Genomic DNA, 24,328 nt, shown 5'->3' with positions numbered 1-24,328 from the left:
CTATTCCTCCATACGCAAATTCTCTAAAAGCAGCGATACTAACTGAGGAGCGGTAAAACCGCCGGCAGGTCTTCTCAACTGGAACATAGCTGCCTGCCCCGCTATCGCGGCCGAAGTTTGGAAATGCCATTCCATCAGGCCCAAACGGGGGATTAGAAAATGGCGGAACGTATGCCGGAAAAGCGTCTGAAGCCGGTCCAGCTTGGAGATTGGATGGATGGAAACCTCCGGCTCCTCCGTTTTGACCAGTTCGATAACGCCGCCGAGCGGCAAAGGCTGAGCGCAATAATGCGTCGCGACGGGCACGCTGTACTTGGTCTCCCTGCCGTAGATCGACCGGTATGTACCGGTTTCCATGCCGAACTGCTCAAGACTTTCCCGCCACAGCTTTTGCTGCGGAAACGACGGTGTTACGACAGCCGTTTCGTCCACGGGAGACAGCGATACGGAGATCAGATCGTCGCTTACCAGCGTATAGCCGGCCTGGATAAAGGCGGAAGCCAAGGTCGATTTGCCCGCTCCCGATTCCCCTACGATGGCATAGGCTTTGCCCCCGATAGCAACGGCGCTTCCGTGCAGCGGATACTTTCTTCTTTGCATTAGCAGCGCGCCCATGCAGGTTCCGAGCACGTACAGCCGTGTCAGACCTTCATCGGCCGACGGCAGAGGCGCTACCGTAATGACCCTTCCTTCCCGAATCGAGTAATTCGCATTGCCGGGAACATGGAACGTCACTTCTCCGTTCCGCACGTCATGGTAATAAGGGCGGCTTTCGAGCCCGGCTCCGAACCGCGCAGCAGGGTCGACTATGATTTCCACATCGGCCCGCCCGGTACTGCGATGAATCACGGGCAATTCCGGCAATTCCATGCCGCTTGCGATGGATAAGTCAAAAGCTTTGTATACGACCTTATTTTCCGTCTGAATCATGGTACTCACTCCAAATACGTTCGGTTGGTTAAGCTAAGAGAAGAGCCCCTATACTCTCGGTGATGTATAAGGGCCCTTAGTGCTGAAGCTATAAATAAGGCATTAGCTAGTGAAGCGAGGATCATCAGAGTTTCTGCCCGGTATGTAAGCTTCATCGGTAAGAGGCCCGTTATGAGTCGAAGCCATCGTCTGCTTCACATCCAGCACTTCCAATTTAGGCTGCTGCCACTCTTTTTTCACCATGCTTTATTCACCTCCCTTCATGTTAATCGGCTTATAAACCGGTAGACGATCAAGCTGCGCATGAGGACTTTATAATCCGGGTCGATCGCATGTTCGGGACGAACCCCTTCCCGCAGCTTGTGCAGCGCCTTCTCTATTGCAGGAACGTTTAATATTTGCCGCATCCTCTCGTCGGCGCAGAGCCGATGAAGCTCTTCCCTAAATGCGTTCCAATGCGGAATCATACGGTGAACCCAATCCGCACCCTGTACCCCCCGGACCTTCTGATTCAGCCTGACCTGATCGGGCAGCACGTGCTCCGTCGCCCTTCGGATCAGCGCCCGGTCCATCCCGCCTTGCACATACTGCTCCTCCGGAACCGACAGGCAAAAGCGAATCACACGCAGATCGTTCGTCGGATCTCTCTTCCATAAGCCGTAGCGCAGCGAAAGCTTCGCGGCCAGCGTATTGCTCGCATTCCAATGAAACAGCTCTTCAAAATGTCTTTTTCTCATCTCGTAAGCATCTATACCGCCGTACCAGCCGGATTCGTCGATCCCGAAGCGCTGCAGCTTTTTAAATACTCCGGTCCTTCGGGCGAATTCCGGATGAATGAGCGGCGGGAACGGGTAAGCATCAGCCTGAGGGACCATCCTATCGATAAACGGGAAGGCCGTTCGGGCTATGAGAGGCAGTCGGCGGTAGCGGCTTCCTCCGGTTTTAGTGCTGTATTGGTCCAGTTCCTTGAACAATTTGACCCATTTCAGCCTTTTGAGAAGAATAGCGTAGTACTCGTTAGCCGATCCCCAGGAGATAGACAGATTGCCCCGGCCGCCGTTCAGCAGCACCCCAACCTGCTCGTCGCGGGCTTTCTCGAAGATCCCTTTAAGCCAAAAGGAATTTTCGAAAAATTTGTAGGGCATCTCCATCAAATCGAGGAAGTCTTCCACCTCCAGAAAGGAATTTCTCCCTTCGAAATCCAGATAATGGTCTCGGATATTGCCGACATGCCGGACCGTCGCTTCAATGAACGGACGCTCGTTCGCCATATACCGCTTGGAAGTATAGTCATGAAAGTCGCCGGAAGGAACATAGCTGAACGTATGCAGCGGTTTGTTCTCCTTGCGCAGCGCTCCTGCGGCAAACCCGGCGATGGAGCCGGAATCCAATCCCCCGCTCAGTTGGGCCCCTACCTGACGATGCGTGCGTAAACGGCTCGTTACGGCCTCGCCGAACACGGATTGAAACGCCTCGACGTATTCTCCGTCCGATTTCAGCCGCAGCGGCTTCCCGGGAGTCAAGGTGCAGTAACGGCTGAGCCTCGCTCCGGATGACGTCACCGTGATGCTGTGGGCAGGCGGCAGCTGCTCGATATCCTTATAGACGGTTGCCGCCGTGTCGACAACATCAATCATGCCCGATATGGCGAGATATTCCGCCAGCCAGCTTTCATTCAGTTCCGCTTTCATGCGCGGGAGCGACAGAAGCGGCCCGATCACGGTGCAGAAGGCGAAACGCATGCCGCTGCGGCAGTAGTACAGCGTGCGCGAGCCGGAGAAATCTCTCGCCCCGAAGAGCTGACGCGCTTTTGCATCCCACAGCATAAAGGCGAAGTCGCCGATCAAATGCTGCGGAGCCTCCTGCCCCCACCTCTCGTAAGCAAGCAGGATCAGCTCGCTGTCGGTAATTTTGCGCCTGCGCTCATAATCCACTTCCAGCAAGCGAACTAGCTCCGGCCGGTTATCCAATATCGCATCCGCCGCAATGACAATCTGCCTGTCGGCGTCATAGTAGGGCAGCTGCTCATAAACGGCTTCCGGGGTAATGTGCTGGACATGGCAGCCCAGGAATACCGCCCCGCTGTTCCATGTACGGATCGCATCGGCAGGATATTTCTCCAGCTCTCGCATCATCGTCCGGCCATGCTCGGCAAGTACCGGCTCGTTGTCTAAATGATAAATTCCAGCGATGGCGCTCATCCTGTTCCTCCGTAATCCGACATGATTCCAGGCTTCCGCTGCCCGAGCGAAGTTCGTTATAATGAATTAGTTATTTCAAATTATCCATAACGAACAAATATTGTTCTTTATTAAGAACGATCTCAGAATAGCATCTTCATCGAAAGCTGTCAATCGGTTTCTTGCGCTTCCGCAGCCATTCTAAAGGAATCTTTATTGGAGCGTCGCAACGAGCCGATCCGCTTCTCCGAAAGGCGTGTCGACCGTTTCATACACGCGCAGCGTATTGGAAAATTCGAACAGCGTCGAATCCATGCTGAACGTTTGTATGCCGCTGGCTACGCGGTTGTCTCCGGTGAAAGGAAGCGCCTTTGCGCCTATGACATTGCCGCTTGCGTCTACGAGCTCGACCTTTAATTTGGGGAAGCTCTGATCGACGACGGATTGATCTTGCAGCTTCACGTCCAAATCCAAGGCCAGCTTGTAAGAATAAGGCAGACTGGACTTCGCCGAGCCATAGAACACCTCTTCTTTCCAGCTGTTGAATTTGACCGTGAACGGGTAAAACTGGATATCTCCATCGCTTTGATCGGATTGAGCCTTCGTCTTCAGTCTGGCGATAGGGATATTATAGGGGGCAACGCTGTCACCATCCAAAATTTCCATCGTCAGCCGTTCGCCTTTCTCCGTCGTGGGAAGCACGAACGTATAATAGATGACGTAGCTGATATTCGGGGCTAATGTCTCCACTACGGTAGTTTGCCGGTTTCCCGTATATTGGTTGCCCGCCGCGCTGACTAACTGCGCCTGGAATTTGGGGACGGGCATAGGGCGATCGCTGCGGTTTTGCAGCTTGAACTTGGCGACTGCCGCCTTAAAGCCACCGCCTACGCTGTCATGAATGTGCAAATCTACCAGCGCAACGCCGATTTCGGGCTGAATGACGCGGTTTAACGGATCGAAACGAATCCATTGATTCATTTCATAAGGTTCGGACTGCTCAACCGAAGCGGCGGCGGCATTGCCGTCCGGAAGCGCGATGCTGAACCGGCCGATGGAATAATCGATCTTCGTCTTATCGTCAACCGCGAAGCTTTCCGGCGTCAGAACGGTGAGACTCTTCATTTCCTCCTTCTTTCCTGCGGGGATGGCGTAATGAATATATTTCTGCTCGTTCGGTTCAAGAGCTACCACATCCTGCTCCAGCCTCTTGCCGGTAAATACTTTTTGTTCGGCTTTGCCGTTGATCAAGAAATCCGGGATCGTTTTCTTCTTATCGCCTTTGTTCTCAGCAAGCAGCGTGAGAATGCTTTTCGGTCCCTGGGGCGTATTCTGCTCTATCAGACTGATCGGCTTATATTCGATAACCGGCGACAGCTCGGCGATCGTGAAGGCTTCACCCCACTGCTTATTAGCCGACGGATCGCTGAATGCTCCGAGATCCCCTCTCCATTCAATCGAGGATACGGGAATCGACAGCATCGTCGTTTCTTTTCTCGGAGAGACGAATTCATCCACGTCAACCCACGAGATTTGTGATACCGAGAAGGCGTCCTCCCGGTCGACGACAATCATGTAAGTCAGCTCGACGGTTTCCTTGGGCTGTATCGCAATAGCGTTGGCCGCGCTCGGCCGAAGCGTATACTCGATTCCACCGTCCGTCTTTGCCCGCACTTCATAATCCGGCACCCGGGTCAGACGGGAGCCTTCGTTATACAGTCTGACGACGGCGGCGATTCTCACCCCTTCGGGCGCCTGCTCGTTAAGAATATTTTTTACCGATGCTTTCACCGTTTCCGTCACATAATAATCCGCAGGTGCAGGCGCCCCCTCTTGAGCCGTTGCGAGAGGAGGCATCGGAGGGATCAGCAAGGAGACCAACAAGGCGAATACTACCAAGATTCGTTTCCACTTCGTTATCAATTCGGTTCACTCCAATTTTATTTTTGCTGTTCCACAGCAGCGGACTTGACTTTTTCCTTATCATTCAGCTGATTCATGCCTTCAACGACAACTTGCTCGCCCTCATTCACTCCGGAGGTAATCTCCTGGATAGAATCGTTGAGCCGGCCCAGCTGCACTTTGCGCTTCTCGACCGTATCCCCATTCAGCACGAAAACATAGTTGTCGTCGCCTTCCTTGACGATGCTGTAAGTAGGTACCGCCACGACGATCTGATCCTGATCCTCCGTCAATTGCAGCCATACCTTCATTCCGGGCTTTAACTCCATATTTTGGTTCGGTACATCGACATTGATTTCGTACGCTTTCGTATCCGGATCGATTACCTTGGCCAAGAAGCTGATTTTCCCTTTATTTTTCTGCGCCGCCCCCTGCAAATAATAGGTCAGCTCGGATTTTCCCGTGACATACTTATATTCCTCTTCCTTCAGTTGGGCCTTGATCTTGATCGGGTCCAGCTTCTGAATAACGCCGATTTTGGCTCCTTGCTGCAGCGACATCCCCGTTTCGAGCGGCATCTCGGTCAGTATCCCGCTCGCCGGCGCCTTAACCTCCAAGTAACTCATCGATTGCTCTACCTGAAGCTGCGTCATTTGAGCCCCTTTCAGCTGAGTTTCCAATTCGGAAGTCGCATCGATAGGCTCAAGCATATCCGACTTCTGCTTCAGCTGCTCCAAATCCATGCGGGCGTTGCGGAGCTGAACCTCCATTTGGTACACCTGCAGCTTCGTAGCCAGCCCGACCTCGTAATCGTTTTTGGTCTTGTTATACGTTTTGGTCAGATCGACCAAATTTTGCTCGCTCTTTTGAATGGAGTTGGCAAGCTCCCGCTTCTGGTTATCCATGTCTTTCTTCGCCCGTTCCTTGGCCTTCGCAATGGCGTCTTGAACCGTCTGAACGGCAAGGGCCGCCTTTTCCTTCTGAAACTGGGCGTCCGTGGAATTAAGCCTGATAATGACTTCTCCTTCTTGAACCATATCTCCGCGGGCTTTCAGAATAGCCTCTACGTCTCCGCTCGCTTTGGCCGCAATGTCGTACTGTACTGAAGACTGCACATCGCCGGCATGAACAAGCGGATCTCCGATTTTTTGCTTGGCGACCTTCATAACCTTGACGTTCTTCAGCGGCTGCTGCGATTGCGACTGCTCCTGACCGCTGCCGGCGCCGGCTGCGTTGTGCTCAAGCGGGATCGTCTCCGAGCAGCCGGCAATGATGGCGAAGCTGAGAGCCAGCACGGCAACCGTTTTGACCCTCCGGCGGACCAGCCTATGTCTTTTTCTTCTCACTATAAGTCCCTCTTTCTTCCGAGATTCACTGTTTTTTCACGATCATTGCCGGCATAGCGGAGAGCTTCCGCACTCAGTACGCTTCCGCAGCCTGGCCGCTAATTTTGTTCATGACGATCCCGAGCAGCTTTGCTTTGGCTAGTGCCAGTTCTTCCTTCACCTTCTTCGCTACATTTCGTTTCACTTTGCCGTATTCCACGACCAGCAGCACGCCGTCGCATTGCGAAGCCATAATTTTCGCGTCCGTTAAGGAAAGTACCGGAGGCGTATCGATAAATACCATATCGTAGTTTCTCTTCAGCGCTTCCAGCAGCAGGACCATCTCCTGGGATGCGAGCAGATCGGCGGGACTCGGCGGAACGGCGCCTGCCGTGATGACGGACAAGTTCTTGACATGAGTCTCCTGCACAATCTCATTCATGGAACAATAGGCGGATAAATAACCCGACAACCCCCTGCTCCCCTCCTCGCCCAATGTGCGGTGCAGGGAAGGCTGGCGCATATCCGCATCGACCAGCACGACCTTCTTGCCGATCTGAGCGTAAGCGAAAGCCAGATTGAGCGCCGTCGTCGATTTGCCCTCGCCTCTTGCGGCGGAAGTGATCGTCACGGTCTTGATTCCGTCATCGAAGGCCGATGCCTCGACATTGAACCGTAACGAACGGTATGCTTCCGAGGCGGCCGAACTTGGATTTTGCTCCATCATAATCTCGCTATTGGATGGTTTTGGCATGTGCAACCTCACCTACCTTCCTTCGGGACTTGCTTCGTTTGCCCGCATTTATCTCTTTATCCTTCAATTTGGGAATCAGAGCCAGAGTCGACGCTCCGAACATTTCGCGCACATCATCCTCCGTCTTGACCGTATCGTCCAAAGCTTCTAATAAAAAGATGATTCCGATAGAAATGACCAGCGAGGCAGCGAAGCTTAATACGATGTATTGGTTCGATTTTTTGTTAATGGGGACGGGGTTGTCTTGCATCTTGGCCCGATTTAATATCGTTACGTTATCGACCTTCATAATTTTGGGAATTTCCGTCTGGAACACATCGGAGACGGCATTGGCAATTTTGACCGCTTTTTCATAGGAGCCGCTCTGGGCAACGATCGTCATAACCTGGGTTTCATGCAAATCGGATACGTTGGTCATAGCGATGAGTTGTTCTGCGGACAAGTTCAGGTCGGGATAGCGCTGCACGACTTTATCCATAATGGCGGGGGTTTTAATAATTTCCTTATATGTATTGATGAGAGCAATATTGACGCCGATCGCCGCATAATCGATTTGCTCCTTGCCCGTCATGTCCTTTTCGCTCGTTTTGTTAACGATCAATTTGGTTGCGGCCATATAGACGGGCTGATAGTTGACGGTGCTGTAGAAGGCGGTCAACATCGTGGAGGCAAGTACGAATAGTACGACAATCCACAGCCGCTTTTTTATCATCATGATATACTCTTTTAAATTAATTTCCATGCTTCTCCTCCGTAGGAAGTATTCTTTCAGCTAACTCCCGGCTTCATTGATACCTTTTGTATCATTGGCTATAGATACTACTTTATGACACTTTTTGTATCATGTCAACAGCGTTTTCCTAGGGTTTGATCCATTTTGTATCAAATTTCACAGAATTAAAAACACCGTCTTGAAACTTACCGTCGAACGCTGCCTTCGTTCTCTTTAGCATACAATGATGAATGAAATGCCCATTCACAATTCCAATTTTTGGGACATATTATACTTTGAGAACAGCTTATATTCGTTGCCTTTCCACGATGCATGAACCTGCGTGTCCGGTTCTATTTGAATTGATTCTTGGCGGGACCCCCGATAACTTATATTTTCCTTTATGGCAATAAACACTCTATCGACTAGGGGGAGGTTTGCGATCTTCCTTGAAGCATCGCCTAACGGCGGTTGGGCCGCTAGCTTAGGGGGCAGCATTTTGCATCCCCCTATCCTCTGTGATTCTGTCTCCGGTTTTACGACATTAAATAAAGAGGTGATGTCCATGGCTGGTGAAAATGACAGTCCAGCAGACAATTCCGTTTATTACGAAGATTGGGCGGGAGGAGAAGGCGTTACCGTCATCAACACCGTTCCTCCGAACGAAGTGACTCAGCTGATCGTAGCGGATGTACGAGCTACCCGGGTTACTTTATCCTGGACAGCGAGCACATCGCCGACTATCGCGGCTTATGACATTTACAACGGCTCGGCCCCGGTAGGGACAACAGCCGCCACGACGTATACGGTAGACGGCCTAAGCCCGCAAACCGCATATACCTTCACGGTTAGAGCCAAAAGTCAAGACGGTCTTAGTTCCAGCGGTGTCAGCGTTATGGTTACAACTTTGGCGCAAACCTACGCCTTGTCAATGAACGGCGTCAACGAATATATTCTGACTTCACCGCTGTCGTTCGATACCGTCATTATGGATATGAACGCATCTCCGAAAGCGGGAGGTTATTCCGCCTACCTCGACGCTTCCAGAGGCATTGCGCTAACGACCTTCGGCAGAGACAGCTCGGGCCGGGATTTCCTGCAGTCCGGCTGGAAATCCGTGATGGTCGACGGAATAGATAAAACAAGCTTGGTCGGTACAACCACCGTGCTCCCGAGCGGACAGCGCACCGTGGTTGTTCTATCTCTTGTTTCTCCCGGAAAGGCCCCCGTCGCTCTATTCTCCAACCAGCTCGGAGCCATTCCCATGAAAGGGCTGCTGTATAGCGTGCAATTTTTGTTGAATGGACATGTGATTGCTTACTATGATTTCACCAAACCGTTCACCGGGCCGGACGTTCCGGATCGAAGCGGCAACAATCAGACGGCCAAGCTGCAAGGAGGCACATGGGTGAGCAATTAGCGCGCCGCTTGCGCAATCCATTTTTAATTTAGGAGGTGCAACCTATGCAGGGCAAGCTGAAAAAATTAAAAACCGACGACAACGAATATATATATCCGATTACGGTGTCCGATGCCGTGTATGTCGACCCGAACACGAATCTGAAAACGCTGCTCGGGCAGTTGCAAGCAGGCATGGGCTCCCCTGTTTCTTATCTCATCCAGGCGGAGTCTTGGGGCATTCGCAATGACGGGACCGAACCCGAAGCTACGACCAAAGGAATTAACGATGCATTAGCGTGGGCTAAGGAGAAAGGATACAATCATGTCCTGCTGCCCGGAGGGACATACAGCGTGCAGATCGATTCGAATGGAACCGCCATCTCCATGCCGGGCGGCATGCATCTGGAGCTGCACGCAGATTGCGTTCTGCAGCTGCAGGCCAATTCCTCGCCAAGCTACCGCATAATTGAAGTCAAAGGAGTCCGGCACGCCAAAATTTCCGGCGGAACGCTGATCGGCGACAAGCAGAACCATTGGTTCGAAATCTTTGTCAAATTTACGCGCGGCGGCGTCAATGCGGACGGCTCGCTGAACGACGATCCGAATTTCATTCGCAGCGAAGTGATTGATCGTTATGCCAATCCGGGACTTCTGTCCAACTTCCGTTTATGGTCGATTGACGGCATCGCCGCAACCTCGTACAGCTTTTATCAATACAAAGATACGGTGTCCAAGGATACGTTCGTCAATCTCCGCAATAACGGCGGATTCGCGCCTGCCGCGCCGACCGGGCGGGGGTGGTTCGATACGATCGATAACGCGAACAAGATGGTGTTCGTTATCGATATTTCCTCTTCCCCGTTAACCGACGAGCAGATTGCACAAATCAGCGCCAAAATCGATAACTCCTACTACACGCATGAAAGCGGCTTAGGTATCGGTATTCTGAGTTCTAACTATGTGGAAGTAAGCGGCGTCGAGATTGCCAATTGCACCGGCGACGGCATTTTGACGGGCATCGGGGTCTATTACGACGATCCGTCCCAATATAGCCAGGAACAGATAGGGCAGCATATTTATATTCACGACTGCACGATCCATCATTGCCGCAGACAGGGAATGTCCCTGTGCGGACCTAACGACGTCTACGTCATGAACAATACGATCCATCATATCGGCTATGCCGACGACGGGACGACCAGCGACTTTCGTAACGGCATACCTCCGATGTTCGGGATCGATATCGAATCGATGGTCGGAGAAAGCAATATTCCGTTCAAAAGCATCTATCTGAACCAAACTTCCGGGCTCGAAACGAACTACCGAATTTATATATACAATAATTATATTCATCACAACGCACGCGGCCATTTCGTCAATGCTGACGGTACTTACATTACGCTGCAGAACAATACGTTCGAAGGCTATACAGTCGGAGGCGTCAGCTCTTACCAAAACCAGTGGTATGTCAAATATATCAACAACACGTTTATCGGCGGCTCTCTCACCGTATCCGGCAATAATTTCGTGAACGGAGCTGTGCTGAACAAAGCACATTTGAATTTGTCCAATGTCCAGGGGGCTTTTGTCGACAACTGCCAGATTAAAGACGGGCTGTTCTACGGCTCCAGCATATACGGCTACTTCGGCATGCCGGCTGCGGTCGACGTCACAACGGGTACATTTACCTACAACACTCCTCACGGCATGGGCAACGGAGCCCAAATCAGCTTCGAGCAATGGTTCGGTAAGGTGCCCTCAGGCATCAGCGTCGATAAATTGTACTATACGGTCAATGTAACCAGCATTAGCTTTCAAGTATCGGAGACCAAGGGAGGAAAGCCAGTTACCATTACGGACGCAGGAACAAGCGGCTTTAACATATCCCGTTACAACTACGGTCGCTGTTACATTTCCAATATAACGGTAGAAAAGGACTGGAGAGACAATAACAACTACGACGGAAGCACGGGGTTTATCCCCCTTGTTGCCGGCGCTGCGTTAAAAAACATTACGGTCAAAAACTGCGACGTCTCCATTAAGCCGCCGGATAACTATGTCGGAAGACCCAACACAATCGACGGACTCACCATTATTGAAGGCACGGGAAATTTGCAAAGCAGCCACATCAGCAATCTCAAAGCGATGCGAGCCAAGACAGGCGCTATGGGCGGAGACATTACGCTCGGCACCAATAACGTTTATTCCAAGGTTAACCTTGACGGCGCGCTATTCCAAGGCGTACAGGTCAATTTCGGGGCCGCTAATTTGAGCAATGGCACCTTCCTTAACGCCAAAATTTATAAACCGGACAGTCCAAACACAGCGGCCATTACAAAGAGCTATATGGAAAATACGGCGATCAATCTCCACTGGCTCACATACGATGGGGCGATGACGATTGCCGAATGCTTGTTCAACAACGTAACGATGGATGCGAGCGCCGCCGTCCGCCTGCTGGGCAATCTCGATATCAACTCGGGCTTGACCGATAATCGGATGAACGCCGTGCCGGTGAGCGGTAAATACGCTCTGGGCCAAATCATCTATAACGCCTCCCCCGCTCCGGGCGGATATGTGGGTTGGATTTGCACGACGGCCGGATATGCGAGCAATTTGTCATGGTCGGCGGGCAAGGCTTATTCGAAAGGAAGCCGAATTGTTGCGGCAGGGCATGTGTATGAAGCCCAAAATAACGGAACGTCCGGCTCCGCGGTCCCTGCATTTCCAACCGCCTCGGGCGGCACGATCACGGATAACGATATGATGTGGAAAGAAATCGGATTGCTGGCCGTATTTAAACCGTTTGGACTTATCGGCACGTAAAGCGCTTATCGAATAGGAATCGCTATATTTTCTTAAGCGGCAAATTTTTCGTTCTCAAAATGTTCATTATGAGGTATATTCTTTATAACGAACTTTTTTCCTACTTAAATCCCATAACAAAGGAGGACTTTCGCACCTTGCCGCCTATCAAAAGATTAGTATGCGCAGCTCTAGTCGTAAGCGCGCTGTTACTGCCGACTTCCGCCTTCGCTTCAAACGGTTACAACTCCAGCGGCCACAACAACAGTTACAACAACAACAAGAACAGCAATAATAACAGCAACAGCAAGATCAATCAGTCGTTCAACGATTTCTTATCCCGTATCTTCGGCAACAAAGGGCATAACGAATACCATGATTATTGGGGAAAAGAAGATGAATTCCGGGACTGGTACGAGAAAAATAAGGACAACTGCCCCCCTGAGGAATCGTATGACATTTGGAAGAAATGGTTCTGTTATTAAGAACAAAAGAGTCTATCCCTCTTTCTCGGGGGATAGACTCTTATTTGCTTAGCCGCTTGTTCGCCAGGAAGGCGATCCGCTTAGTTCATCAGCTCCGCGAATTGCAGCAGCCGCTTGAGCATTACGGCCGCTTCTGCGCGGGAAGCCTGCTCGCGTGGCGCGAATTCGGTGTCGGTCAAGCCGTTAATGATTCCGGCATTGACCGCTCCTGCTGCGGCATCTTGAGCCCAGCTCGAGATGGTGGAGCTGTCTTTGAATGCGGCAAGCTTGCCGGTATTCGTATTGCCTTGTTTGCCTGTGAACTTGAGGGTCCGGTCGATCATGACGGCCATTTGTTCACGGGTAATCGTTGCGTTCGGCTGGAACGTTCCGTTCTCGAAGCCGTCGATCAATCCCGCCTTGGCAGCCGCGCCGACAGCGCCTGCGTACCAGTCGGAAGCTTTGACATCGGAGAATGAAGACGACGTCTGCGGTGTCAATCCTGCCGCTCTTACCAGCAGCGCGGCGAATTCCGCACGCGTGATCCGGTTATCCGGAGCAAACGTCGTTGCCGTCATGCCGTTGACCAATCCTTTGGATGCCAGCAGCTCGGCGTCCTTTTGCGCCCAATGCCCTTTCAGATCGGCAAAGGTTTTGGCTGCTTGAACAACCATATACGTGCTATTGCCCGTCCGCTTGATAGCGGCCGTCGTCACTCCTCCTGCGTTCTTGAAGACCGAAGGCACGAAGCTGAACTCCCCGGATTGCGGGTTGTACATGACCGCTGAAATTTCATCGAACCCGCCCGTTTGCGCCTGCGTCAGAACGATCGTTCTTGTCACATACGTGCGTCCGAAATCGCTGACGGCAATCGTTTGGTTTCCGGCTTCCGCCGTAATCGTAAATTCGATAGGAGCGGACAGCAGCGTCACTCCCGCTTCCTTCGCTTTAGCTGTAATTTCGCTGAGCGCACTGCCGGATACTTTTTCAATCGTGACGTTAATCGTTACTTTCTCCGCTTCCGTTCCAAGCTGCTTAGCCAGTTCGGCCGCATCCAGTACCTTCAGCGGCAATTCATAGGTTGCGTTTGCCGTTTGTATCGACAGCACCGCATTAGGAGCCGTCTTGGCCGCTTGGGCCAATGCATCTGCAGGAATCTGCACTCTGGAGACGGACTCCGTCGTTTTCACTTCGACGATAATGGTTGGAGCCGCTTCGTTCTTGACGGCTTCCAGAGCCTTCGTCAACGCAGCCGCATCCAGTTTGACCGTGGCGACGCTCTTCCCGTTAACGGTCTCGATCACTGGCGTACCGACAATTTTCGTGCCGCCGTCCGATGTTTCCACGCTGTTGCCTGTCGATGGAGCCCCGGCTCCCCCGCCGCCCCCGCGGGAGCCGCTATTATTGGAGCCGGACGGAATTGCGCTTGCTGGAGCGGAATAATCGCTCTCGCCCGCGGCATTCCATGCCGTTACTTTGTAATAGTAGGCCGTCTTGGCATTCAAACCGGTTAAGGTATACGCTGCTTCCGTTACGGTGGAAGCTACCTTCGAGAACGCGCCGTCGGCTGCCGTGCTTTGGTAAATATGATAACCGCTTGCTCCTGCCGACCCCGTCCACGACAAGCTTACCGAGTAGTATCCTCCCGTCGCTTTCAAGCCCGTCGGCGCTGCAGGCGCTAGAATCGATTGCTGCGGCGTTGCGCTCACGATTGCGGAGCGCTTGCTCTCTCCGCTTGGGTTTACCGCCGTTACTTGGTAATAGTACGTCGTTCCGTTGGTCAAACCATTGTTTACGTAGGTCGCGTCGGTTACGCTGGAGCCTACCTGGACATAAGTCCCGTTCTCCAAGTCGCTTCTGTATACGTTATAATAAGTAGCTCCCGTTACAGTGTTCCAGCTTAAAGTCACCTGGCCATCGCCGGCGGTTGCTTTTACATTCGCCGGAACCGCCGGAACAATCGGAGCGATGAATTTCAGGAAATCACCCCAAATAATATTTCCTGCCGCGTCTCTTTCATAAGGCAAGGCTTCCGTCAAGCTGACGAAATTCGCATCCGTAAGCACGACCCCGGATTGATTCGCGGATACGGTGCCGTTGAACATATAGTTGCTGTCCGAGTTCAGTTCTTTCGGATAGTTATCCTTGCTGGTGTAATCCTTCTGATAAGAAACAAAACCGTTGATCTCAAAGTCGGTTTGAATCCCCGTGTAGGTGGAGAAGTTCAAATTCGCTCCCGCATTGTTGAAAGAAATATTGTTTTCCGCTTTGACGCCCGGATTGCTGTTGCTGGTAAACCCGTAAGCGCCGTTGCCGAAGGCGATGCTGTTGCGGATCAAATGCGGAACGTGAATGCCTTCGCCGCCCAGTTTAAATCCGTTCTTGTCGCCACTGCCTACCGTACCGTTGGTTAATGTGCCGTTATGGTACGCAATGCTGTTCTCAATGGTAACCGGCCCGATAGCGCCGGAGCCTGCTTTGGTATACAAATCCCAACCGTCGTCAATATTGTTGTGGGAAATGCAGCCGCGGAAAATATTGCCTACGCCCGCCGTTAATTTGGCGGCAAAACCGTCGGCATTATTATTGGACGGATCTTGGTTATCGAACGATTCGCTGTTAAGAATCAGGTTATAAGAAGGCCAATCGGCGATATCGTCGGAATTGTCCGTGCGGCTGATTTGCAGACCGGTATCGCCGTTTTCATAGAACCGGCTGCCTTCCACGATGTTGTGGCTGCCGCCGACGGTGAAGCCCTTCGTATTGTCCGCCGAGCGGGCAACATCGATGCCTTTGATATGCCAGTAGTTGCCGCTCAGCACGACGCCCTCGGATTTTTTGTCGAAATCGATGACAGGCTTGGCTCCGGGTGCTGCAACAAGATATTTCATCGCCTCGGCCGTACCGTCGTTGTATTTCTTGATCTCAAGCTTCGCATTGCGAACGTAGCTGCCGTCCGCCAGAATAATCTTCTGGCCCGGTTTGACGAATTGAACCGCCGTATCCAAATCGAGCGGGCTCTCCGCGGTACCCAGTCCGCTGTCGGAGCCGTTAGGCGTGACGTAGATATCGCCGTTGTCCGCATATGTTTTCATCGTTACGGTAAAGTTTCTTACGATCTTATCGTACGATGTCAAATACTCCGTATCGTTAGGCAAATACGTTACGCTGAAATTCGTATTGCTGTTGCGTGCGAGCGTTGCCGGGATCTTAAGCGTCTTACCGCCCGTAATTGCCGCATCTTGGGCAATAACCTGCTGTCCCTGCTTCACTGTCACGGTACCGTCGACATTCGAACTCAGCAGCAGCGCGTAGTCGGCGTTGGAGGTTTTATCCAGCGATACGATATCGAAAGTCGGTGTTGCCGGCTGAGGATTCGGCTCAACCTTAGGCGCGTCGGACTCCGCCGCCGTCACCGTCAAGCTGATATTGCTCACTTCAATCGTGGCAAGACGCGCCGTAAAGAAGCCTACGTACATTTTGGAATCCTGGACGTTCAAAATATCCGGTGTAAAGAAAATCTCTTCGTTCCCATCGTTCAGCTTCCCTGTATATCCGCTGTTCGTTTTGGACAATGTTAGCCGGTAAGGGGCTTTAGGGTACGTGTTATTGGCCGTAGGGCGCTCGTTTTTGAGCATAATGCTCTGCACGCCTTTGCTTCCCGTGCCGTCCGGCTTCGCTACACCGGTTCTCACGAACAGCTGCGTCCCGATCGGCTTGGTCGTTCCTCCGCTGAAGCCGCCTACGGCAGCGATATTGGAGGCGAAGACGGACGAATCCTTGGCCGTCCCGTTGACGTCTCTGGCCATAATGCCGAACGACTCCTGGCCGTCATACGAGTCTTTGGCAAACTCCGTCACTGTAATGTCGGCGGATAAAACGAAGTTATCCTTGGAAGCGTCCAGCTCCGTGTAATAGAACGAGATACCGTCGTGGTCTCCGGTTACTTTGCCTCCGCCGTCCTTGGCTTCCAGCTTCACCGATCCGTCCGGATTGACCGTAACCGTATTCTTCGCATCGGACGTGGATTGCCCGAAGCGGATGCTCTTCCATGCGTATTCCTTCGCTTCTCTGACCGTAATGCTAAGAGAAATCGGGGCCAGGCCCGTATCGGCCGGAACAATCGACAACGCGTAAGTTCCTGCGCGGCTGCTGTCATAAGCGGCTGTGTCGACCGAGTATTGCCCGCCGCTCAAAGCTTCTTTATCCCCGCTATCGTACACCGTGGATACTTCCAGTCCCGCAGCATCGAACGCTTCGCCCACGGTATAAGTGGTTTTGGGGTAGCGAGTCACTTCGATGCCCGTCGGCTGCTTCACTCTCACTGTAAGAGGAATGTCGACCGTTTTTCCTTTATAAGTTAGCGTAACATACTTCTCGCCTGCCGAGCTTGTGTCCAGCCCGGTTACCGTGTACTCGTTTTTGAGCAATCTTACCGAGGAGTTATCGCTGTACTTGGCATAGACGACCAGCCCGTCCAAATCCAATGTTTCGCCGATAAAATATGCCGTTTTCGTAGGAAGCTGCTTAATCTCCAGCCCCGTTACGCTCGCATCCTTCACCGTAACGTCGAAGCTTGCCGTCATCGCCGGAGTTATCACGGAGCTTACCGTAACGGTATACGTGCCGGGATTGTTGAATACAAAGCCCGCATCGGTCGCTTCGGCACCGGGAATGGAGAAGGTGTATTGGTCCGCTTCGAGCTTCTCCTTTTTGCCGTTAGAGTAAGACGCCAGCACTTCAAAGCCCGAAGGATCGAACGTATCCCCCGTGTAGTAGACAGTCTGAGCCGGATAGTATTGAATATCCATCTCCGTTACCGTAAGGGCGATCACATGAAGCGCAATCTCCGCAGTCGCGCCGTTGAAATGAATCGTGAGCGTGTTCGTACCCGCGTTGCTGCTATCGAACCCGCTGATGACATAGTCGTCCGAGGTCAGCACCGCTTCCGTTTTGTCGGGATATACGGCCGTTACCTTTAATCCAGTCGTATCAAGACTCTCGCCGACCAGATAATCCGTCTTCATAGCGGAGCTGCTTACCTGCAGCTTCTCCGGCGCTCTGGAATCCACCTTAAGCTCATAGTCGCTAAAAGCGATTACCGCATCCCGCGATACATAAAGTCCGGCATAGATTTGATCCTTGAACAAACTGCCGGGAGCAATCGTTTGACTTTGTCCGTTAATCGAAACCACATAAGCATCGCCGATCTTCTTAATGCTTAGGTCGTATTCCTCGCCGGGAACGGGAGGATTTACGCCTTGCGGCATCGCCAGTTTCGTTTGAGTACCGGTACCTGATGTAGTTGTAGTAGCGCCCTGCTTGTAAAACGCCTGCATCGTATTGGCCGAATTGGATGTCGATCCAAACCCGCCGACGGCTACATAATTGGACGTTTGGGGGGTGTCGCCGTTCACGATATTTCCTCTGATCATTAAACCGAACGATTTTTGCCCTGGCGTATTTTGTCCATCCGCATTGAAGCTGTTCACCTTGGCTTTCGCATGAAGCTCAAAGTTACCGTCTTCGGGCAAAGATAATGTTTGGTAATAAAAGGATATCCCTTCTTCTCCGGTGGAAATTTTGCCTCCGCTAGCCGACATGATTAAAGATCCGTCAGGATCGGTCGTCGGATTCGGATTTTTGCTGCTGCTCGTATTTCCTCCGAAAAAATTGAACTGCCATTCGCCCGAATCCGCAAACGCCGGAGCCGGAACCAATGATAGCAGCAGCACAAGCGACATCATCAATGAAAACCATCGTTGTCGTTTCAATCCGCATTTCTCCTTACCTTGTTTTTTGTCAGTACTTCTCTTGCCCGGTATTTTCCCAAATCCGCATTCCCCCATGTAAGCATTTACACATCGCAAGTCGCCAGCGCCTCTGATTCGGCAAGAAGGTTTAATCACCCTATTGAAACTGCCTATTAAACTGATTGAAACTTCAGACTCAACAGGAAATGACAGCGCTACCTGTAGTGTATTTCAGCCCAACGTAACACTCAATAAGCTTTATTTAACCAGTTCCAAAGCCTGGCAACCCGTATACTCCGGGGTTTTACGACAAAAAAACAACCCTCTCGACGGAGAAGATTGCTTTCGGCAGATAGCCCGTATGGAAAAGTTTAACTCCAATATCTTCTGGAAACGCAATGTTCAAGCGCCAGCTTATAGCCGCCTAATTCGACAATTTCTATCGTTTTGCCCGTCTCCGGGGAATGAATCATTCGGCCGTCTCCGGCATACATGCCGACATGATGGACGGCCCCTCGCCCTTCCTCATATGCGAAGAACAGCAGATCGCCGGGCTCGAGCCGCTCCTTCTCGACCAAAAGTCCGTGCCGCGCCTGATCGGAGGCGTCGCGGGGAATCGTTATTCCCGCATAGCGGTGCATGGAATATACGAAACCGGAGCAATCGTATCCGAAGGAGGACAGCCCTCCCCACAGATAAGGAAGACCCAGGAAACGCCGCCCCTGTTCGAGGATGCTGGCGCCAACGTGACCGTTCGAGGATGCGGTAACCGATGCCGGAGACGATTCGGTGATCCGCACGTCGCCGGTTTGCAAATAACCGATGCCGTCCGGAGTCCGCACCTTCACCCAGGACGCCTCCTCCGCCAGAACGGGAAGCGACGTCATAAAGCTCAGCTCCAGCGAGCGAGCCTCCGCAGCCGGGGCCGTATGCAGCCAGGCGGTGGCGGAGACGACATCGGCCCGCGGAAGAAGCCCCGAATCCGCCGCTGGATCGGCTAATTGGGCCGAGCGGACCCAGCCCGGATAACCCGCGGCCTCTTTGCGCGTGCTTTGGCTGGGGATAAATATCTTCGCCCATTCTTCATACACCTCCGCAACAATAACCTCCGCTCCGTACAAGACTTGCGTCTGAAGCCGGTTTCCGTTGCACAAATCGAGCTTCTCCTCCAGCGTCATGGCGTCCAGCCACGCTCTGATCCCGGCCGGCCGCTGCAGCGCGGGCTCATCTACGGGGCGGGAGGAATCCGGCTTCGTCCATACGCAAGCGACGGAGACGGCGACAATTTTGCGTTCGCCCTGGCTCATATCCCCACCCCCACGCTTTGATTATAAGCGACGCTGCGGATGCCCAGACCCGCTTCTTGCGGGAACGTCATAACCCGGCCGTCGTACCGCACGCCCCCGTCCACAATATCGCTGAGCATCATGAGCGGGGCGTCGAAGTCGCATCGCGTAATATTTTTCTTGCTGGCCGCCAGGTGAGCCGCCGCCGTAATGGCGACGCGCGATTCGATCATGCTGCCGACCATGCATTCCACGCCGAATTCTTCGGCGATATGATTAATCGTTTGCGCTTTGTAGATCCCGCCGGCCTTCATCAGCTTAATATTGATCATATCCGCGGCGCGGCGCTGCAGCACCTCGATAGCTTGCGCAGGCGAGAACACGCTCTCGTCGGCCATCACCGGCGTCTCTACAGCGTCGGTAACAGCCTTCAGTCCGTCGATGTCGTGAGCTTTGACGGGCTGCTCCACAAGTTCGATGTCCAGCCCCCAGTCTTCCATACGGCGGATAGCCCGGATGGCGTCCTTGGCCAGCCAGCCCTGATTCGCATCAACCCGCAGCCGAATGCCGCTGCCGACGCGGTCTCGAACCTCCTTGATCCGTGCGAGATCTTCCTGAATATCGTCTTTGCCTACCTTAATTTTCAGCACGTTAAACCCTTCCTGCACGTAACGTACCGCATCCTCTCCCATTTCCTGGGGCGAATTGACGCTGACAGTAAAATCCGTTTCGATCTGGTCCCTATAACCGCCGAGGAATTGATAGAGCGGCAAACCGCAGTGCTGTGCGACCAAATCGTAGACGGCCATGTCGACCGCCGCCTTGGCGCTGCTGCTGCCGACCATCGCATGATGAATCGTCTGCAGTATTTGCTCGTAGGCAAGCAGGCTGCGTCCGACCAGCAAAGGAGCGAATACGTTCTCCACGGCCGATTGAATGCTGTCCAGGCTGTCTCCCGTTATGACGATGGTCGCAGGTGCTTCTCCCCAGCCGACTCGGCCGTCGTCCGACTGGATGCGCACAAGAACGGATTCCGCGTGATGCACGGTGCGCAGAGCGGTCTTGAACGGCTTTTTGAGCGGGGTCGATTGTCTCATCACTTCTATGGATTGAATAAACATGGCTGCTGCCTCCTTATCCCCTTACACCGGGTTCGATACATTCCAATACTTTATCTGAGGTGCTCATTCTGGCTTCAATGCCGATAGGAACGGCAATATTCGGGGAGCAGTGGCCGATCTTGAATCCCGACATCGCCGGTTTGCCCGCCGGAACGATATAATCGCCGAACACTTGCTCCAGCGTAAGCGACTGCTTGCGCTTGTTCGGTTCGCAGTTGTTGAAATCGCAGATGAGGATGCCCTCCGCATCGCTGAACTTGCCTGCCAGCCGCAGCTGATTCAGCATCCGGTCGACTCGGTAAGGCTCCTCGTCGATCTCCTCGATGAACAGGAGGCGCCCCTTCGTGCCGACCTCATAAGGCGTCCCGAGCGTGCTGACCAACAGCGACAGATTGCCTCCGACCAGCTGGCCCGCCGCTTCCCCTTCGACCAGCGTATGTAACGGAGAAATCTCCTCCGTATAACGAAGCGCGGACGGGTTCAACAACGTTTCGTAATTTTGCAAAGTTAACGGGTCGGGCTCCTCTTCCTCCAAATCGATCAGCATCGGGCCGTGGAACGTCACCAGCTCCGCATAGCGCAGCATGGCCATATGCAAAAATGTAATATCGCTATATCCCCAGAACACCTTCGGATTCGCCCTGATCAAACCGTAATCGAGCAGATCGGCGATTCTTCCCGTGCCGTAACCGCCCCGCGCGCAGAGGATCGCCTTGATCTCCGGGTCGGCGAACATGCCGTTTAGCTCGCGCGCCCGCTCTTCGTCGGTTCCCGCCAAATAACCGTGCCGCTTCACAAGCGTCTCCCCCATCCGCACGCGCAGACCGAGCCGTTCCAAATAACGCGCCGACTCTTCCATCCGCTGCCTGTCGCCCCAGCTCGCAGGAGCCGTAATGCCTACCGTATCCCCAGGGCTTAGCGCCCCGGGCCTAACCGGTTTCTTCATGACGCCGTTCTCTCCTTTCGTCTGCCGCCCGCCGCACTTGCAGCTTGCCTGACGTTCGTCCTCCATCGGGCTGCTCACGCTTGATCCGGTTCATTATATGCGCCGGAGGCCGTTTTAACATAAATTGCGTCTCTTCTCCTAACTAAATGCAGCTTTCATCGCCAATTCGGTCATAGCTATCATCGCCCGGTAAGCCTCCAAGATGTCCTTGGCTTGAAAAGTGACCACAGGACTGCCTCCATCAATCGACGTCCCGGGGATCAGATGCGCCCACTCAGCCTGCCCGTAGTTGGCAAATTCGACGGACAGCACTGGCTTCTCCGGAGGGATAAGCGGCTTCACGCGGCTATGGCCGGCCAGCGCCTCGCGGGTTTTCTGCCGCAGCAGCTCGCCGCTCTTCTCCGGCGTCAGGCTGAGCGCAGCCGTGCGCGAGACACGTTTCTTCACGACCGCGGTCGTCACCCCCGGGATCAGCGCCTCCGCTTCGAGCGCCGTCTCGTCGTCACCGGCGACAAGCAGTACCGGAACGCCGTAATACCCCGCCACCATCGCATTGAACCCGAGCTCGCCGACCTCAAGGCCGTTAATGTACATATTGCGCACGCCGAAGATCATCGTATGGCTGAGCACTCCTTTCCGCCCGGCCCGCGTGTGATAGCCGAGAAACGCAGCGCCCGCGAACGAGGAATCCAAGCCTTGGACCATGGAAAGCGGCTTCACGTCGCCCGTAATCAGCTGAGTCTCGGGGTGCAGCTTTTCGATCAGCAAATTGTTCATTTTGGAATGGCTGTCGTTCACGACAACTTCGCTGCAGCCTTCGCCGAAGGCGGCTTCGATGACATGATTGGCCTCCTCCGTCATGATGCGCTGCCCGCGGGTATAATTGTACTGCCTGGAATCGACGAACGTCGGATCGACGAGCCCGGTGATCCCTTCCATATCGACGGATATATACAGTTTCATCGCTTGGCTAACCTCCCCTGCGAATAGTAAAAAATGACAAAGAGAAAAACCCAGCAAACAGCGTCAGAACTTGTATCGTCCTAATCTACCGTCTGCTGGGTTTTATTTACGAATGAAGTAGTAAATAAAGCAGCCTACACTGTCGGGCCGGAAGACGAAAGCTTCGTCTCTTCTCGACCTTGAAGCGCCGATTTATATTTTTTCTGGGCATCCTTAAACGCTACGATCAGCGCCTTCTGCGAAGATCCGTGATATCTGCGGCGAATTTCATCGGATGCAGTCTCCAGCTGCAGCATATTCTGCCCGATCAAAAGCGAGCGGACAAATTCCGAGGTCAACGGAATCATCGACGAACAGCCGGCATCGACGATCTTATGATTCGTCGTATCGACGACCAAGCCGATAAAAAAGGCGTTGAACTGCTGTGTAATCGGATTGTTCACCGAAACCTGGGCATCCCCGATAATATAGACCGTATCTTTGTCATACCGCACAAGACCAGCTCCTTATTAGCATTTCGCCTGCTCCCTGCACGGGATGTGGGAAGGGGCGCTTCCTACGACCGGCGGGGATTGAAACGCTAACGGTGTACATAAAGTCTAACACCCGTTCGACAAGTTTGTAAATACCGAATCTCCTTTTAAAATGCGATTTTGCGGTCCAGGGGACCACGGCGCGATACGAAGCAAACACCCTCATCCCCACTCTGCTTCAGGGACGGAGAGCGCGGCACGAGGAGAATTGGTTCTCCAACGCTTCACCGTGGACTAATAGTTTCCAATATGGTTAAAAATTACATTTTCGCACTTGACATGATACCCATTGCTACTTAATATAAAAAGAATACCTTCTAGTGACTTAACAACAATGCTCAGTGGAGAGAATGACGATGGAAGACGATCAATCGAGGGATGTCTATTCTGCCATAGCCGATCCAACCCGGCGCGCCCTGCTGCGTCTGCTCGCGGGAGCAGAGGAGCTGCCTCTCAACGAATTAACCGCTCATTTTCAAATGGGCCGCACGGCTGTATCCAAGCATTTGACCATTCTTAAGGATGCCGGACTTGTCACCAGCCGAAAAGCCGGGAGAGAAACGAGATATCGTCTCCATGCGGCGCCGTTAAGAGAAGTTGAGGATTGGGTATCGTTTTACAGGAAGTTCTGGACCGAGAGAATGTCTCTATTAAACCAGCTGCTGCAAGAAGAAGAATAAAGCCGGGCATCCCTCCCTTATTCGAGAGGACGATGCCCGGCTTCGCTGCGCTCAGCTATGTTCTGCAGTGGAACGGAACTGCTAAACAGCCCCGCGGATTTGGCTCCACATCGTCACCATATCGATCCAGCCCGCGATGCTCGGCGATCTTGCCGCCGGTAACCCGGTATTGGCGATACAGCGTGACATCGATCGTCCGCCCCGTCGGCTCCGTTCCAAAAAACATCCCTTGATGCGTGCCTTTCACCGTCATTCTGACGAGAACTTGCTCCTCTTGGGCTATGCTTTCCTCTACGGCGTTGTCCGGAAAAGCCTCCAATATTTTGCCCGCAAACTGCTTCAAGCCGTCCCGCAATTGATACGAATGCTCTTGGTAATCCGGCGACAAATACCGATCCATACAATCAAAACGGCTCTCATTCCAAAACGCCTCGATAAACGCGGCTACCGTTTCCGTATTTTGCTGCTCTATCGATTTCATCATACGTTCATCTCCTTCGGATATGATGCGCCGGATCGGCTCTATGACGCCGCAGCCCGGGTTGTTTTTGCTGTCGAAATTGGATTTTTGGG

General features: G+C 52.9%; 18 protein-coding genes. 4 read left to right on the top strand and 14 right to left on the bottom strand.

What is annotated here, in order from left to right; genetic code table 11:
• From N0M98_RS12645 to N0M98_RS12615, 7 genes are all read right to left on the bottom strand, one after another.
• On the bottom strand, positions 1-930 hold the full coding sequence (locus tag N0M98_RS12645) for a phosphoenolpyruvate carboxykinase (ATP) (RefSeq protein ID WP_259618085.1): 930 nt from the start codon (positions 928-930) through the stop codon (positions 1-3).
• Positions 931-1,032: 102 nt separating this feature from the next.
• Positions 1,033-1,173, bottom strand: a complete 141-nt coding sequence (locus N0M98_RS12640; protein ID WP_249861287.1) for a paeninodin family lasso peptide — start codon at positions 1,171-1,173, stop codon at positions 1,033-1,035.
• A 17-nt stretch (positions 1,174-1,190) separates the two neighbouring features.
• On the bottom strand, positions 1,191-3,131 hold the full coding sequence (locus N0M98_RS12635) for an asparagine synthase-related protein (RefSeq protein WP_259618084.1): 1,941 nt from the start codon (positions 3,129-3,131) through the stop codon (positions 1,191-1,193).
• A 192-nt stretch (positions 3,132-3,323) separates the two neighbouring features.
• Positions 3,324-5,033, bottom strand: coding sequence for a hypothetical protein (locus N0M98_RS12630; RefSeq protein WP_259618083.1), 1,710 nt, complete (start codon positions 5,031-5,033; stop codon positions 3,324-3,326).
• A 17-nt stretch (positions 5,034-5,050) separates the two neighbouring features.
• Positions 5,051-6,358, bottom strand: a complete 1,308-nt coding sequence (locus N0M98_RS12625) for an efflux RND transporter periplasmic adaptor subunit (protein WP_249861284.1) — start codon at positions 6,356-6,358, stop codon at positions 5,051-5,053.
• A 73-nt stretch (positions 6,359-6,431) separates the two neighbouring features.
• Positions 6,432-7,091 carry a CpsD/CapB family tyrosine-protein kinase gene (locus N0M98_RS12620; protein ID WP_259618082.1) on the bottom strand — a complete coding sequence of 220 codons (660 nt, stop codon included), beginning with the start codon at positions 7,089-7,091 and terminating at the stop codon, positions 6,432-6,434.
• Positions 7,072-7,833 carry a YveK family protein gene (locus N0M98_RS12615; protein WP_259618081.1) on the bottom strand — a complete coding sequence of 254 codons (762 nt, stop codon included), beginning with the start codon at positions 7,831-7,833 and terminating at the stop codon, positions 7,072-7,074. The genes N0M98_RS12620 and N0M98_RS12615 overlap by 20 nt, the downstream gene beginning before the upstream one ends.
• A 535-nt stretch (positions 7,834-8,368) precedes the next feature.
• On the opposite strand from N0M98_RS12615, the gene N0M98_RS12610 reads away from it, so the two are divergent.
• The 3 genes from N0M98_RS12610 (at position 8,369) to N0M98_RS12600 (ending at position 12,494) form a co-directional block, all read left to right on the top strand.
• Entirely contained in the window at positions 8,369-9,223 is an 855-nt protein-coding gene (locus tag N0M98_RS12610) for a fibronectin type III domain-containing protein (protein WP_249861281.1), read from the top strand.
• A gap of 44 nt (positions 9,224-9,267) precedes the next feature.
• Positions 9,268-12,030 (top strand): right-handed parallel beta-helix repeat-containing protein, encoded by a 2,763-nt coding sequence (locus tag N0M98_RS12605; RefSeq protein WP_249861280.1) that lies wholly within the window; start codon positions 9,268-9,270, stop codon positions 12,028-12,030.
• Between the two features lie 137 nt (positions 12,031-12,167).
• Entirely contained in the window at positions 12,168-12,494 is a 327-nt protein-coding gene (locus tag N0M98_RS12600; RefSeq protein ID WP_259618080.1) for a hypothetical protein, read from the top strand.
• 80 nt (positions 12,495-12,574) lie between these two features.
• Here N0M98_RS12600 and N0M98_RS12595 read toward each other — a convergent pair whose 3' ends face one another.
• The 6 genes from N0M98_RS12595 to N0M98_RS12570 form a co-directional block, all read right to left on the bottom strand.
• The gene (locus N0M98_RS12595) at positions 12,575-18,247 is read right to left on the bottom strand and encodes a right-handed parallel beta-helix repeat-containing protein (protein ID WP_259618079.1); all 5,673 of its coding nucleotides are present in this window, start codon (positions 18,245-18,247) and stop codon (positions 12,575-12,577) included.
• 350 nt (positions 18,248-18,597) lie between these two features.
• Positions 18,598-19,533: a C40 family peptidase gene (locus N0M98_RS12590; RefSeq protein ID WP_259618078.1), complete on the bottom strand. Its 936-nt coding sequence runs from the start codon at positions 19,531-19,533 to the stop codon at positions 18,598-18,600.
• Positions 19,530-20,633, bottom strand: coding sequence for a dipeptide epimerase (locus N0M98_RS12585; protein ID WP_249861276.1), 1,104 nt, complete (start codon positions 20,631-20,633; stop codon positions 19,530-19,532). The genes N0M98_RS12590 and N0M98_RS12585 overlap by 4 nt, the downstream gene beginning before the upstream one ends.
• A 13-nt stretch (positions 20,634-20,646) precedes the next feature.
• A complete protein-coding gene (locus N0M98_RS12580; RefSeq protein WP_259618077.1) occupies positions 20,647-21,579 on the bottom strand; it encodes a S66 peptidase family protein in 933 nt (310 codons plus the stop codon).
• A gap of 138 nt (positions 21,580-21,717) precedes the next feature.
• On the bottom strand, positions 21,718-22,542 hold the full coding sequence (gene dppA / locus N0M98_RS12575) for a D-aminopeptidase DppA (protein ID WP_259618076.1): 825 nt from the start codon (positions 22,540-22,542) through the stop codon (positions 21,718-21,720).
• 134 nt (positions 22,543-22,676) lie between these two features.
• The gene (locus tag N0M98_RS12570) at positions 22,677-23,036 is read right to left on the bottom strand and encodes a DUF3870 domain-containing protein (protein ID WP_249861274.1); all 360 of its coding nucleotides are present in this window, start codon (positions 23,034-23,036) and stop codon (positions 22,677-22,679) included.
• A 395-nt stretch (positions 23,037-23,431) separates the two neighbouring features.
• Between N0M98_RS12570 and N0M98_RS12565 the strand changes: the two genes are divergently transcribed.
• Positions 23,432-23,755 carry an ArsR/SmtB family transcription factor gene (locus N0M98_RS12565; protein ID WP_375295480.1) on the top strand — a complete coding sequence of 108 codons (324 nt, stop codon included), beginning with the start codon at positions 23,432-23,434 and terminating at the stop codon, positions 23,753-23,755.
• Between the two features lie 55 nt (positions 23,756-23,810).
• Here the strand turns inward: N0M98_RS12565 and N0M98_RS12560 are convergent, their stop codons facing one another.
• A complete protein-coding gene (locus N0M98_RS12560; RefSeq protein ID WP_249861273.1) occupies positions 23,811-24,239 on the bottom strand; it encodes an ester cyclase in 429 nt (142 codons plus the stop codon).
• Between the last annotated feature and the right edge of the window lie 89 nt (positions 24,240-24,328).

Origin of the sequence: Paenibacillus doosanensis (assembly GCF_025060755.1) — a bacterium.
Classification (GTDB): domain Bacteria; phylum Bacillota; class Bacilli; order Paenibacillales; family NBRC-103111; genus Paenibacillus_S; species Paenibacillus_S doosanensis.
The sequence above is the reverse complement of the archived record's forward strand: the minus strand, read 5'-3'. Positions and strand labels throughout refer to the sequence as shown.

Excerpts from the sequence above, each read along its gene's own strand:
- N0M98_RS12645 (WP_259618085.1), bottom strand. The coding sequence starts at position 930 with ATGATTCAGACGGAAAATAAGGTCGTATACAAAGCTTTTGACTTATCC.
- N0M98_RS12640 (WP_249861287.1), bottom strand. The coding sequence starts at position 1,173 with ATGGTGAAAAAAGAGTGGCAGCAGCCTAAATTGGAAGTGCTGGATGTG.
- N0M98_RS12635 (WP_259618084.1), bottom strand. The coding sequence starts at position 3,131 with ATGAGCGCCATCGCTGGAATTTATCATTTAGACAACGAGCCGGTACTT.
- N0M98_RS12620 (WP_259618082.1), bottom strand. The coding sequence starts at position 7,091 with ATGCCAAAACCATCCAATAGCGAGATTATGATGGAGCAAAATCCAAGT.
- N0M98_RS12615 (WP_259618081.1), bottom strand. The coding sequence starts at position 7,833 with ATGGAAATTAATTTAAAAGAGTATATCATGATGATAAAAAAGCGGCTG.
- N0M98_RS12610 (WP_249861281.1), top strand. The coding sequence starts at position 8,369 with ATGGCTGGTGAAAATGACAGTCCAGCAGACAATTCCGTTTATTACGAA.
- N0M98_RS12605 (WP_249861280.1), top strand. The coding sequence starts at position 9,268 with ATGCAGGGCAAGCTGAAAAAATTAAAAACCGACGACAACGAATATATA.
- N0M98_RS12590 (WP_259618078.1), bottom strand. The coding sequence starts at position 19,533 with ATGAGCCAGGGCGAACGCAAAATTGTCGCCGTCTCCGTCGCTTGCGTA.
- N0M98_RS12585 (WP_249861276.1), bottom strand. The coding sequence starts at position 20,633 with ATGTTTATTCAATCCATAGAAGTGATGAGACAATCGACCCCGCTCAAA.
- N0M98_RS12580 (WP_259618077.1), bottom strand. The coding sequence starts at position 21,579 with ATGAAGAAACCGGTTAGGCCCGGGGCGCTAAGCCCTGGGGATACGGTA.
- dppA (WP_259618076.1), bottom strand. The coding sequence starts at position 22,542 with ATGAAACTGTATATATCCGTCGATATGGAAGGGATCACCGGGCTCGTC.
- N0M98_RS12565 (WP_375295480.1), top strand. The coding sequence starts at position 23,432 with ATGGAAGACGATCAATCGAGGGATGTCTATTCTGCCATAGCCGATCCA.
- N0M98_RS12560 (WP_249861273.1), bottom strand. The coding sequence starts at position 24,239 with ATGATGAAATCGATAGAGCAGCAAAATACGGAAACGGTAGCCGCGTTT.